Origin of the sequence: Bacteroides sp. MSB163, from assembly GCF_036416795.1 — a bacterium.
In the GTDB taxonomy this organism is placed as follows: domain Bacteria; phylum Bacteroidota; class Bacteroidia; order Bacteroidales; family Bacteroidaceae; genus Bacteroides; species Bacteroides maternus.
Map to the genome: position 1 here is coordinate 5,686,340 of NZ_CP143867.1, position 13,552 is coordinate 5,699,891.

12 protein-coding genes are annotated in these 13,552 nt (G+C 43.9%); 8 read left to right on the forward strand and 4 right to left on the reverse strand.

Features of this window, described 5'->3' with window-relative positions:
- Positions 1 to 76: 76 nt before the first annotated feature.
- Genes VYM24_RS22425 through VYM24_RS22435 form a run of 3 tightly spaced genes read right to left on the reverse strand, consistent with a single transcriptional unit; the run spans position 77 to position 2,665 of the window.
- Positions 77 to 922 carry an outer membrane beta-barrel protein gene (locus VYM24_RS22425; RefSeq protein WP_291548837.1) on the reverse strand — a complete coding sequence of 282 codons (846 nt, stop codon included), beginning with the start codon at positions 920 to 922 and terminating at the stop codon, positions 77 to 79.
- 43 nt (positions 923 to 965) lie between these two features.
- Positions 966 to 1,835, reverse strand: coding sequence for a porin family protein (locus VYM24_RS22430; RefSeq protein WP_291548834.1), 870 nt, complete (start codon positions 1,833 to 1,835; stop codon positions 966 to 968).
- Positions 1,836 to 1,840: 5 nt separating this feature from the next.
- The gene (locus tag VYM24_RS22435) at positions 1,841 to 2,665 is read right to left on the reverse strand and encodes a hypothetical protein (RefSeq protein WP_291548833.1); all 825 of its coding nucleotides are present in this window, start codon (positions 2,663 to 2,665) and stop codon (positions 1,841 to 1,843) included.
- Positions 2,666 to 2,887: 222 nt separating this feature from the next.
- Between VYM24_RS22435 and VYM24_RS22440 the strand changes: the two genes are divergently transcribed.
- From VYM24_RS22440 to VYM24_RS22455, 4 genes are all read left to right on the forward strand, one after another.
- A complete protein-coding gene (locus VYM24_RS22440) occupies positions 2,888 to 3,373 on the forward strand; it encodes an RNA polymerase sigma factor (RefSeq protein WP_007214467.1) in 486 nt (161 codons plus the stop codon).
- A 1-nt stretch (position 3,374) separates the two neighbouring features.
- Entirely contained in the window at positions 3,375 to 4,001 is a 627-nt protein-coding gene (locus VYM24_RS22445; RefSeq protein ID WP_007214468.1) for a hypothetical protein, read from the forward strand.
- On the forward strand, positions 3,989 to 5,152 hold the full coding sequence (locus VYM24_RS22450) for a metallophosphoesterase (RefSeq protein ID WP_330940980.1): 1,164 nt from the start codon (positions 3,989 to 3,991) through the stop codon (positions 5,150 to 5,152). The genes VYM24_RS22445 and VYM24_RS22450 overlap by 13 nt, the downstream gene beginning before the upstream one ends.
- Positions 5,153 to 5,553: 401 nt before the next feature.
- The gene (locus tag VYM24_RS22455) at positions 5,554 to 6,312 is read left to right on the forward strand and encodes a lysophospholipid acyltransferase family protein (RefSeq protein ID WP_217714372.1); all 759 of its coding nucleotides are present in this window, start codon (positions 5,554 to 5,556) and stop codon (positions 6,310 to 6,312) included.
- Between the two features lie 10 nt (positions 6,313 to 6,322).
- Here the strand turns inward: VYM24_RS22455 and VYM24_RS22460 are convergent, their stop codons facing one another.
- Positions 6,323 to 7,066 (reverse strand): DUF4369 domain-containing protein, encoded by a 744-nt coding sequence (locus VYM24_RS22460; protein WP_044264325.1) that lies wholly within the window; start codon positions 7,064 to 7,066, stop codon positions 6,323 to 6,325.
- A gap of 212 nt (positions 7,067 to 7,278) precedes the next feature.
- Here VYM24_RS22460 and VYM24_RS22465 point away from each other — a divergent pair, with 212 nt between their 5' ends.
- The 4 genes from VYM24_RS22465 to trxA all read left to right on the forward strand — a co-directional run bounded on the left by VYM24_RS22465 (position 7,279) and on the right by trxA (position 13,548).
- Positions 7,279 to 8,499 (forward strand): anaerobic sulfatase-maturation protein, encoded by a 1,221-nt coding sequence (locus VYM24_RS22465; protein ID WP_330940981.1) that lies wholly within the window; start codon positions 7,279 to 7,281, stop codon positions 8,497 to 8,499.
- 19 nt (positions 8,500 to 8,518) lie between these two features.
- On the forward strand, positions 8,519 to 10,678 hold the full coding sequence (locus tag VYM24_RS22470) for a S46 family peptidase (RefSeq protein ID WP_330940982.1): 2,160 nt from the start codon (positions 8,519 to 8,521) through the stop codon (positions 10,676 to 10,678).
- A 139-nt stretch (positions 10,679 to 10,817) separates the two neighbouring features.
- Complete coding sequence (locus VYM24_RS22475; RefSeq protein ID WP_291548826.1) at positions 10,818 to 12,980, forward strand: S46 family peptidase; 2,163 nt, start codon at positions 10,818 to 10,820, stop codon at positions 12,978 to 12,980.
- 271 nt (positions 12,981 to 13,251) lie between these two features.
- Positions 13,252 to 13,548, forward strand: coding sequence for a thioredoxin (trxA, locus tag VYM24_RS22480; RefSeq protein ID WP_007214477.1), 297 nt, complete (start codon positions 13,252 to 13,254; stop codon positions 13,546 to 13,548).
- The last annotated feature ends 4 nt before the right edge of the window (positions 13,549 to 13,552 follow it).

Genomic DNA, 13,552 nt, shown 5'->3' on the forward strand with positions numbered 1-13,552 from the left:
TGCGTCAGCTCACACTTATACAAGTGTAAGGCAACGCAGCCGCAAGTGTAAGCCGATACAACCGCAAGTGTTCTATTCAGAATTTATATCCTATTTCAAACTCCAGATTTGTAAACCCTTCACTCCTACGCCATGAAGTCCAACCTGTACGTCCGGTCAGTCCGAATGTGAAATGGCGTCCCTCTACTCCCATACTATAAGCTACTCCACCGGTAAAACGTTTACCAAAAGCTTCAGATTCTTCTGTTTCGTATGTATACTGAGAGCCATAGCCATCCGGGTTAGGGCTCTGAAGTTGTCTCACATCACGAATATCCCCATTAATGCCGCAATCTACATAAGGGCCGGCAGCAATTACCCAATTCATCGAAGAACTTAAACGGAACTTATAAGCAAACAGCAAAGGTATTTCCAGATATGTCAATTTATAATTGGTAGTTTCATTACTATAATACCATGTGTTGCCCTCCATTTCACGGTGCGCAATGTAAGCTGCCGGCTGGAAAGACCAATGCTTGGCCATTTTAATGTCTACACCTCCTCCGACATGAAAAGACACTTTATCTTTCGTCTCGTCAGCACCCAAAAAGCGACTAACACCTACACCCGCCTTCACAAACCAGGAAAAACGCTTATCTATAACCAACCGCCCCATCGAAATCATTATAGGTGTGTTAACGGTGATGTCTTTTCTACCTTTCTCCACCTGAATGGAATCAAGGTAAAGCGGTACATCTTCAATGAAAAAGTTACCATCCTTATCAGAAGTAGTACTCAAATTTGTGCCTTTTACGGTTACTTTGGCATTCTTCACCGGATAATGATCCTTATCAATAAGTCTGCCTTTCAGTTTTTGTCCCTGCGCCATAGATGCTCCTGATATGCAGAGGCCTATAATTGCTAATATAATTATTCGTTTCATTATATATAGTATTCTTTATAAATTCAACATTTGATAAGTAGGATCAGAAACGGTATGAAACACTGGCACCCAGCACAAAGTTATGTTCCTTCACATCTCCCAGTCCTTCATCCTCCGCAATAATTCCCATATTCTTACCGGAAACGTTTATCATAAGCTTCTTATATTCCACACCTATGCCATAAGTCATACCGAACCCGAGCGGATGCAGCAATGCATGCTTATAATTTCCCCAGCTACTCTCATAATCTTTACTATAAATGTCATATTCAGCATCTTCCTTACCCGTTTCTGAAACTTTCACTTTACCGCTAAGTCCCCATGAAAATACCGGGCCGAAAGAAAGTACTAAACTCATATTACGAGCCAGGTCATAACGTACCAGAAAGTTCAACGGTACATCCAGCATCAACGGATTCCAGGTTTCCTTATAAGAGTATGATCCTTCCGTGAAGTTATATTCCGCACCACGACTGGCCAGTTGCACCATCGGACGAAATGCCCAACGCTTAGACATACGCACTTCCATACCTACACCAAAGTGATAACCATTTTTTGTATCAGAGCCCTCTGCCGTATAACGGCTCCAGTCTATTCCGGCTTCCACTACCAACGAGAGACGCTTCGGGCGAGCAGCCATCATTATCGGCCGATCAATCTTTGCATCGGTAGTCTCCATACCGATTGACTCTACGATCACTTTCTTAGCATCAACAGGTACGTCCCGTAACAGGAATTTACCGTCGATATCGGTTATAGAACTGATGTCGGTACCTTCTGCGGTGACCAAAGCACCTACTATCGGTTCGTTTCTCTTGTCAGTTACCACACCTTTTATATCGTGCGTCTGCTGTGCCATGAGGGTTGTCAGTCCGGCAATCGTCATAAGCATGGTTATAATCAGTTTTTTCATCTTTCTTATCTTGAGTATTGAATCCGTTGAACATATCCATAGATCGTATCATTATCTTCCGTTACTACAAAAGGACGCATATAATAAGCCTTCTGTAGAAGAGGGCCAATAAAATGCATGCCATCAGCCGACTCAGAAACATACGTTTTATCTGCAATGGTAGGGAGTTGATTTATATCGGAATAGCAAACCCCAACCTCTTTAAATCTTCCTTCAAATCCATCCACGCCAAAGTAAACTGATACTTCATTCTCATTAGCATATCCAAGATCTGCATAAGGAAGATATTTCGTAGGAATCGTAAATGATTTAAGATCATCCAAAGTAGCTTGCCTACTATCTTGCTGCAAACAGTCATGAAGGATACCGGGACCACTACCCCAACTGTTACTATAAGCAACCGCACGATAATAATAGGTACCGGCCTGCCAATCAGAATAGTCCAAATTCCAAATAGCCTTAGTATTTTGCCAACCATAATAGTACTCGGGATAGACACTATATACATTGTCATAATCGAAGTTATATGACAACAAAGCCTTGTCCGTCAAATTGTCTTTATCAGGAGATATAAAGTATTCAATATGCCCGAATGACTGATAAGGAGAATCCAGCACTATATCAGCTGAAAACACATACACCCTATTGCGGTAATTAAGATGCATACCATGGGTAGATTCTAAATTTTCCAGTTCGGTATATGAAAAATCCACCACCTCCTTTACTTCACTCTTAACCTCAGAGGGCGGAAACTCCGGGCTATCAATATCACCACAGGCTGACAAGCCCAGCAGCATTGCACAACACACTCCAATAAAATATTTCATCATCGTTCTCTTATATTGTTGTTAATAGTATCCTTGCAAAGATAATGTACTCTTTTATAATTATCAAACTCTTTTTTTTATAATATTTAGTCAAAAAAGCAATTTCGACAGCCAAATAGCCTAAAAGGAATACTAAATGATTAAAATCTAATCACACCCTTGTGATTTTCTAATTACCTTTGCGACTAACAGAGCAAAAGCAATTCAAGAAGCAAGAAACAGACGATGGAGAATGTAGAACAGGAGTTCTTGTCCGTGATACGGGAGTATGAACGCGTCATATATAAAGTGTGCTATCTGTACACGACGCCGAATGCTACTCTTAACGACCTGTATCAGGACGTCGTGCTCAATTTGTGGAGAGCCTACCCCAAGTTCCGGAGAGAGTGCAAAGTATCCACATGGATTTACCGCATCGCACTGAATACTTGTATTAGCTTTATTCGCAAAGAAAAGAACATTCCCGAAATCGTGACTCTAAGCCAGGACTCCGACCGAATGGAAGAATCGGACGAAACACAAGCCATGCTAAAGCAGCTCTACCGGATGATTAATCGTCTGGGTCCGTTAGAGAAGTCTATTATTCTGCTTTATCTGGAAGAAAAAAGCTACGAGGAAATTGCTGAAATCACCGGTCTGACGGTAACAAACGTCGCTACTAAAATCAGCCGGATCAAAGACAAACTTAGAAAAATGAACAAGGAGGAATAATATGGAATTGGATGAACTAAAGAAATCTTGGAATGCGCTGGACGAGCAATTGAAGAAAGAACCGATTGCCGATGAAAAGCAGATTGCGGGCATGATTGCCGAATACAAGGCAAACGCACGCAAAAGCATAGGGCGCCTTACGGGTTGGCAACGCTTCTCCATAGGCATTGGAGTCGTGGGACTGGCTCTCCTTCTGGTTATTTGGTTACTGCCGTCCATCTTTCAGATTAACGAAGAATGGCAACCCAAGATTAATACACTCGTAATATTTGTCGGCATCAGTATTCTACTGGGAATCTGGTGGGATCACAAAAACTATCGCTGGATAAGAAACACGAAAATAGATGAAATGCCTGTAGCCATAGTAAGCAAACGTATGGCAAGTTTCCGCCGATGGACGAGATATGAAATTATCGCTATTTCCGTATGGGTGATCGTTTTCAATGTACTCAATTATTGGGTGATGGGTTATTACAAAGCTTCTTTCGGCGTTCAGGCCACTTTGATTGCATTCTTTGTGTTGTGTGACATTGCCATCATCTATCTGCTATACAAAAAAGTAGCTTACAAATTCCTTAACGACATCAAGAAGAATATAGAAGAATTAGAAGATATATGCACAGAATAACCCTACTCCTTATCCTTTTTTTATTGATCCCCGATTTGTACATCTACTTTATGTACATTGTTCGGAAAACTAAAAACATCTTGCTGCGCATTGCGCACTGGATCCCCACTCTTTTATTGATAGCAGGCTACTTTCTGTTGATGCAGGGCATAGGCGAAAATGCGATGGCACACCATGCACAAGCCATCGGAAGACTGGCTATCTGCATTTTCCTGTTTGCCATCCCCAAGACCATCTTTATGATATGTTCGTTGGTGGGGCTGCCTTTTCACTATTTGCTGCGCTGGCCCCGTTCACCGTTTACGGCTGTAGGGTTAGTATTGGGTATAGTCAGTTTCTTTAATATACTTTATGGCACCCTAGTGGGTATCAGCAAATTTGAAGTGAAGGATATCGAATTTTACCACCCCAATCTTCCGAAAGCATTTGACGGTTACCGTATCGTGCAACTATCGGATATACATATCGGAAGCTGGATAGACAATGAGAAACCCATCAATGAACTGGTAGAACTCGTAAACGCCCAGAAACCCGATCTGATAGTATTTACCGGTGACCTGGTGAATCAAAGAAGTTGCGAACTGGAAGGATTTCAGGACATTCTGGCACAATTACATGCCAAAGATGGAGTATATTCCATTCTGGGTAACCATGACTACGGAAGTTACTATCATTGGAAAAACCTGAAAGAACAGGTTAATAACATTGACAATCTGGTTCGGGTGCAAAAGACAATGGGATGGAAACTACTGAACAATGAGTATGATATATTACATCATGAGGGGGACAGCATCGCACTTATCGGTGTAGAGAATGATGGCGAACCTCCTTTCTCACAATTTGCCGACCTGAAAAAAGCGACTAAAGGTACAGATAGCATGTTCCGCATTCTGTTAAGCCATAATCCTACGCACTGGCGCCGGGAAGTACTGCCGGATACAGACATCGAACTGATGCTTGCCGGACATACTCATGCGATGCAGGCTATAATGTTCGGTCATTCACTTGCTTCGCTGATTTATCCTGAATGGGGAGGGATGTACACTGAAGGAGATCGGGGATTATATGTCAATATAGGAATCGGCTATGTAGGACTACCGTTCCGCTTCGGGGCATGGCCGGAAATTACAGTGATAACGTTGCGTAATTAGGCGCGCTTTGTTCCATTTCTCTTCTCCCATCCACCCTATTCGCATCTCCTTCACTCCTATAGAAAGAACAAAATAGCGAACTTGCTACGAAGAAGATACAAGGAAGGTACGAAGGAAGAATTATTGTTCTTTTTTTCGTTTTTCGATATTCCGAAAAAACGAAGAATATTTCACCGACATCTCCCTATTACCCCTCCAGGAACCTCTTGTGAGGCATATTAAAAATGGCTACACCCTTTGCCTCGGATGGCTACACCCTTTATTGCAAATGGCTACACCATCCGGGACAAAGGGTGTAGCCCTGGCAAAAGCCGAATTACCGAATAATCTAAAAGTACGATAACCAGGTAGCATATCTAAATCAAATTATATATCTTTGCGGAAACAAAAATCCAACACCTATGAAGATACTTTATTATATTTACCAAATATGTTTTGCTTTACCAATTCTGCTGGTATTGACTATTCTCACGGCTTTGGTGACTATCGTCGGCTCTCTGATAGGCGGTGCACATATCTGGGGCTATTATCCCGGAAAAATATGGTCACAATTGATTTGTGTTTTCCTGCTGATTCCTGTAAAGGTGCGCGGCCGGGAGAAAATACATAAACATACATCGTACGTATTCGTACCCAACCATCAGGGAGCATTCGATATCTTCCTCATTTACGGATTTCTGGGACGTAACTTCAAGTGGATGATGAAGAAGAGCCTGCGGAAGTTACCTTTCGTAGGGAAAGCCTGCGAAAGTGCAGGACACATATTTGTGGATCGTTCAGGTCCCAAGAAAGTATTGGAAACCATTCGCCAGGCAAAGGCTTCGCTAAAAGACGGCGTATCATTGGTGGTATTCCCGGAAGGTGCCCGTACTTTTACCGGACACATGGGATATTTTAAGAAAGGTGCATTCCAGTTGGCAGATGAATTACAGTTGGAAGTGGTGCCGGTCACTATCGACGGATCATTCAAAATTCTGCCCCGCACGGGCAAATGGATACATCCGTACCGCATGATACTGACTATTCACGATCCGATCCCGCCCAAAGGACAAGGTATAGAAAACATCAAGGCGACGATGGCCGAAGCCTACGCCGCCGTAGAAAGTGCTTTACCGGAAGAATACAAGGGAATGGTGAAAAACGAGGATCAGGACCGATAATTACAGGTAGTTAGTTCTGTGTAGCGGCGCTCTCCTCCATACGCCGATGTTCCTCTATCAATTTCATATTCTCTTTAGCTTTATCGAGGAATTCCCTCACCAAAGGACTACTCTTGAAAGTTTGAGGGGCTGTACGGATGATATCCTCTATCTGCGGTGTCATGATGGGATAAGGCAGTGTACTGCACATCATCATGAATACGCTGGGACCAAGGACATTCTCATAATTGGTGGAAATGAACTCCTTGATATAGTCATTCATCTCTTTTACCAAGGCTTCTCCCTCCTGAGTCAGTTGTTCGTGGATGTCATCCAATGCGGCGCCATCCAGTACCATACGTGCCTCTTTCTTTTCCAGTTCTTCAATCTTCAATTCAAGCGAATTACGCTTTTCGATGAATTCATACAAAGCATTGTTTAGCGGCGTACCTTTAGCGGTGAGTTGAGAGTTGGATATGGAGACTTCAATCTTACCGTTCTCAAGTACAAGAGGCATGATAGCCTCATCATTCATGTAGAGCGTCACCATCATTACAGAGTCCGACGGACCACTCGTAGAGAACAAACCGTGTACCACTTCGGCGGAATCAATTGCTATCCACTGCCCGTCGCGGAGCGTTTTCAGGTATAACATCTTACCATCGAGGCTGGTCACCGATGACACACCCTCCACTTTATACTTGCGGCTGCACGAAGCAAAAAGCACAAGCAAAAGCATTAAGGGCAAAATACGGTTCACATTCATTCTAATCATGCAGGAAACGATTTTTATGAAACACGATACAAAGGTACAACCTATTCGGGCTGTAAAGAAACTTTTTATCAATATTTAATTTTTGCTCTCTTTTTTCCATTAATAATCCTTATAAGGAGGGAGAAAAGAAAGGATATTTCATTTAGTTTACTTATTTTTGCAGTGATAACTAACAAAATGTAAACCCTGTAACTGAAACAAGATAATCTCCTATGTCAACTTATGCTCCTTTTGCCAAGCCTCTTTATGTCATGCTGAAACCGGTAGGCGCCGTATGCAACCTTGCATGCGATTACTGTTACTACCTGGAAAAGAGCAAGCTATACCAAAATAACCCCAAGCACGTTATGAGTGAGGAGTTACTGGAAAAGTTTATTGAAGAATACATAAATTCGCAAACCATGCCGCAGGTAATGTTCACCTGGCACGGTGGAGAAACTTTGATGCGCCCGTTGTCCTTCTACAAAAAGGCTATGGAACTGCAAAAGAAATACGCCCGCGGACGTACAATAAACAACAGTATACAGACCAACGGAACCATGCTGACGGATGAATGGTGCGAATTCTTTCGTGAAAACAACTGGCTGGTAGGTGTCTCTATCGACGGCCCACAAGAATTTCACGACGAATATCGCAAGAATAAGCAAGGTAAGCCTTCTTTCGTAAAAGTAATGCAAGGGATCAATCTGCTGAAAAAGCATGGTGTGGAATGGAACGGCATGGCGGTAGTGAACGACTACAATGCCGATTATCCACTGGAATTCTACAACTTCTTCAAGGAAATAGGCTGCCACTACATACAGTTCGCCCCCATCGTAGAGCGCGTATTCCGGCATCAGGACGGACGTCATCTGGCCTCACTGGCAGATCGTGAAGAGGTGGCCGAACTGGCGGATTTCTCCATCAGCCCTGAGCAATGGGGTAATTTTCTCTGCACTCTCTTTGACGAATGGGTGAAAAAGGATGTAGGTACCTATTACATTCAATTGTTCGACTCTACCCTAGCCAACTGGATAGGCGAACAACCGGGCGTATGCTCCATGGCAAAGACTTGCGGACATGCGGGAGTGATGGAGTTCAACGGAGACGTATACTCCTGCGACCATTTTGTATTCCCCGAATATAAGTTGGGCAACATTTACCAGAAAACGCTGGTGGAGATGATGTATAGTGAAAAGCAGCAGGCTTTCGGACAAATGAAGCAGCAATCATTGCCCACCCAATGCCGGGAGTGTGAATGGCTGTTTGCCTGCAATGGCGAATGTCCTAAAAACCGCTTCGCACGAACAGCAAGTGGCAAACCGGGACTGAATTATCTGTGCAAGGGATATCATCGCTTCTTCAGCCATGTAGCGCCATACATGGACTTCATGAAAAATGAACTGATGAACCAACGTCCGCCTGCCAATGTAATGAATTTCATAAAACAATAAATTGTATAAACAGATAACAATGAAAATTAGAACCTACTTAGTAGCGCTAGCAGCGCTGGCGTTCGGCTCTACAGCACGTGCCGACGAAGGAATGTGGTTACTGCAACTGATGAAACAGCAGAACTCCATTGAGTTGATGAAAAAACAAGGTTTGAAACTGGAAGCGGATGATTTGTACAATCCGAATGGAGTATCACTGAAAGATGCTGTAGGTATCTTTGGCGGTGGTTGTACAGGTGAAATCATCTCGCCGGAAGGGCTGATTCTGACAAACCATCATTGCGGATACGCTTCTATCCAGCAGCATAGCAGCGTGGAACATGACTACCTGACCGATGGTTTCTGGGCAAAAAACCGTGGTGAGGAATTGCCTACTCCGGGATTGAAATTCCAGTTCGTTGACCGTATCGAAGACATTACGGACATCATAAACCAAAAGATCGCTGCCGGTGAAGTAACTGAAGTAAATGCACTCACCCGCCCGTTCCTCAATAAACTGGCTAAAGAATTGTTCGAGAAGAGCGATCTGAAAGGTAAAAAAGGCATCGAAGTACAAGCTTTGCCGTTCTATGCCGGAAATAAATTCTATTTGTTCTATAAGAAGGTGTACACAGACGTACGTATGGTAGCCGCACCTCCTTCTTCTGTAGGCAAATTTGGTGGTGAAACGGATAACTGGATGTGGCCCCGCCACACGGGTGACTTCTCCATGTTCCGTATCTATGCCGATGCTAACGGTGATCCCGCAGAATACGCAGCATCAAATGTACCTTTGAAGACCCCCAAATATCTGCCTATCTCTATCAAGGGACTGGAAGAAGGCGACTATGCCATGATCATGGGTTTCCCCGGAAGCACAAGCCGTTACCTCACCGTATCGGAAGTAAAGGAACGTATGGAAGCACAGAATCAACCGCGTATCACTATACGTGGCGCACGCCTCGCCGTGTTGAAAGAAGTGATGGCTGCCAGCGACAAAACTCGTATTCAATATGCCAACAAGTATGCCGGCAGCAGCAATTACTGGAAGAACTCCATCGGTATGAATAAAGCGATCATTGATAATGATGTACTGGGTACAAAGGCAGAACAGGAGAAGAAATTCGCAGAATTCGCTAAAGGTAAACCGGAGTATGAAGGTGTGGTAGAAAAAATCGATGCCATTGTAAACCGGACAATGCCGGTGACCGGTCAGTATTACTACCTGATGGAAGCATTCAGTGGTGCCATTGAATTCGGTAGCCCGTACATGGTTATGGATAACCTGAAAAAGGGATTGGAAGAAAAGAACGACTCTCTCATCAATAAGTCTCTCGAACAGTTGAAAGAGGTCTTTGCTGACATCCATAATAAAGACTACGATCATGAAGTAGACCGCAAAGTAGCCAAAGCTATCTTCCCGGTATATGCCGAAATTATTCCGGCAGAACAACGCCCGGCTTTCTACCAGGTTATTGAAAAAGAGTTTAAAGGCGACTATAATGCCTATATCGATGCCATGTATGACAATTCCATCCTGGCAAACCAGGCCAACTTTGACAAGTTCATCAAAAAACCTACGGTAAAAGCTATCGAAAAGGATCTGGCAACTCAATATTCACGCGCCAAGATTGAAAAACTGATGTCACTGGCACAGGAACTGAACAGTACTTCCCAAGAACTGGCATTGCTGCACAAAGCATACATCCGCGGACTGGGCGAAATGAAAGAACCCGTTCCTTCTTATCCGGACGCTAACTTTACCATTCGACTGACGTATGGTAACGTGAAATCATACAACCCGCGTGATGCCGTACATTACAAGTACTACACTACTACGGACGGTATTCTGGAAAAGGAAAATCCCGAAGACCGTGAATTCGTAGTTCCTGCCAAACTGAAGGAGCTGATACTGAAAAAAGACTTCGGACGTTATGCTCTGCCCAACGGTGATATGCCGGTTTGCTTCCTCAGCACAAACGACATCACCGGTGGTAACTCCGGTAGCCCCGTGCTGAATGCAAACGGTGAATTAATCGGTACTGCTTTCGATGGCAACTGGGAGTCTCTCAGCGGTGACATCAATTTTGATAATAACCTGCAACGTTGTATCAATCTGGACATCCGCTATGTACTGTTCATCCTTGAAAAACTGGGAGGATGCGAACATTTGATTAAAGAAATGAACATAGTTGAGTAACAGACCACTCTATTGGGGAATGACTCTATAAGTGAATAGGAATGAAGTAACGAGTGAATTAGGTTCAATCGTTACTTCATTCCTATTCAGCCGTTACTTCATTATCCCCCCCTTAAAAACCCTTCTAAAGCACTTTTGTATGAGAAGAATTTTACTTTCATTATTTATTACATCCGCCGGGCTATTCGCCCGCGCCGACGAAGGCATGTGGATGCTGACCGATCTGCAAAAGCAGAACGAAGTCGCTATGACAGAACTGGGATTACTAATCCCGGTGAACCAGATTTATAATCCTGACGGCATCGCCCTGAAAGATGCAGTGGTTCACTTCGGTGGCGGTTGCACAGGCGAAGTGATCTCTGCCGAAGGATTGGTACTGACCAATCATCATTGTGGCTATGGTTCTATCCAACAGCACAGTACAGTGGAGCATGACTATCTGACAGATGGATTCTGGGCAATGAACCGCGAAGAAGAGCTTCCCTGTAAAGGACTTACCATTACTTACATTGATGAAATCCTGGATGTAACAGACTACGTCAACGAACAGTTGAAGATAGATCCGGATCCCAACGGTACAAACTACCTGTCGCCCAAATACCTGAAGGAAGTAGCCGAGCGCTTCTCTTCCGAACAAGGCATTGCCCTGACACCGGGACGCAAGCTCGAACTGAAAGCTTTTTACGGTGGTAACCGCTACTACCTGTTTGTTAAAACCACTTACAGTGACATCCGTATGGTAGGTGCACCCCCTTCTTCTATAGGTAAATTCGGAGCGGATACCGATAACTGGATGTGGCCGCGGCATACGGGTGACTTCTCTTTGTTCCGCATATATGCCGACAAGGACGGAAATCCGGTGGAATACTCCAAGGATAATGTTCCCCTGAAAGTGAAAAAGCATCTTACCATCAGCCTTGCCGGCTACAAAGAAGGCGACTTTACTTTCGTCATGGGATTCCCCGGACGCAACTGGCGCTATATGATTTCCGACGAAGTAGAAGAACGTATGCAAACCACTAATTTCATGCGCCATCATGTACGTGGTGTTCGCCAGGAAGCATTGATGGAACAAATGCAGAAAGATCCTGCTGTACGTATCCATTATGCCAGTAAGTATGCCTCTTCTGCCAATTATTGGAAAAATGCCATTGGTATGAACGAAGGACTTATCCGCCTGAAAGTACTCGACACGAAACGTGCCCAGCAGGAACAACTCTTGGCTCGCGGACGTGAACAGGGCGATGATTCTTATCAGAAAGCATTCGATCAGATACGCAGTATCGTTGAGCATCGCCGCCCTGCCCTCTATCATCAGCAAGCCATTCAGGAAGCATTGGTGACAGGCCTGGACTTTATGCGCATCCCCAACACTTCTGCCATGCTGGCTGCCCTGAAAAGTAAGGATAAGGCACAGATAAAGACTGCCGCTGATAGCTTGAAGATTGCCGCTGACAAATACTTTGCTTCCGTACCTTTCCCTGATGTGGAACGTACAGTCGCCAAGAAAATGTTGCAAACCTATATGCAATATATCCCGGCGGAACAACGCATCAGCATCTTTGAGGTCATTGACAAACGTTTCAAAGGTAACAGTGATGCCTTTGTCGATGCTTGTTTCGACCACTCTATCTTCGGCAAGAAGGAAAACTTTGAAAAGTTCATCCGAAAACCGGGCTCGTATAAGTTGGGATTTGACTGGATGGTACTGTTCAAACATTCCATCACAGACGGACTGTTGCAAACCGCCATTGCTATGGCAGACGCCAACAAGAATTACAATGCCGCACACAAGGTATGGGTAAAAGGTATGATGGACTTGAAACGGAGTGCAGGTACTCCCATTTATCCGGACGCCAACTCTACCCTACGCCTCACCTATGGAAAAGTATTGCCTTATGAACCGGCTGACGGAGTGGAATATGGTTACTATACCACCCTCAAAGGTGCCATGGAAAAGGAAGATCCCGACAATTGGGAGTTTGTGATTCCCACCAAATTAAAACAACTGTATCAGGCCAAGGACTTCGGACGCTATGCCATGCCGAATGGTGAAATGCCTATCTGCTTCATCGTGAATACAGACAACACCGGTGGTAACTCCGGCAGTCCGGTATTCAATGCCAAAGGTGAGCTCATCGGTACAGGTTTCGACCGCAATTATGAAGGACTTACAGGAGATATAGCCTTCCGCCCCTCTTCACAGCGTGCAGCTTGCGTAGACATTCGCTACACTTTATTTATCATAGAGAAGTATGCCGGTGCCTCACATATTATCAAGGAGCTGACAATTACAGAATAAGAGCAGTCAGAAGCCTGTTTGGAATACTAGACTCACCCCTACAAATACCACCACGCAGTACTTGTAGGGGTGTTTCTTTTAGAGGAATTGATTTCCAGTGGAAAATGTTTCATTATGACAAGTATTCTAAAAAATAGCCAAAACATGCCCTAAACAGACATAAAGAATAATGATGCGTGAACAAAAAGTACCACGAACTGTTCACTATACAGACAACGACACTAATATTGTATTTATAAAAAAATGAATTAATAACAGAAAGGAAAAGATTATGGAGAAATTTGAAGAACTTATACAATCAGAAAAACCTGTTTTAGTAGACTTCTTTGCAACTTGGTGTGGCCCATGTAAGGCAATGCATCCCGTATTGGAAGAGCTGAAAGGACAAATCGGTGATGGTGCCCGCATCGTGAAAATCGATGTAGACCAACATGAGGAACTGGCTGCTAAGTATCGTATACAAGCGGTACCCACTTTTATCGTATTCAAGAAAGGTGAAGCCGTTTGGCGTCATTCCGGAGTTATTAAGGGCAGTGAGCTGAAAGGCGTCATTGAGCAAAATTCATAAAGAA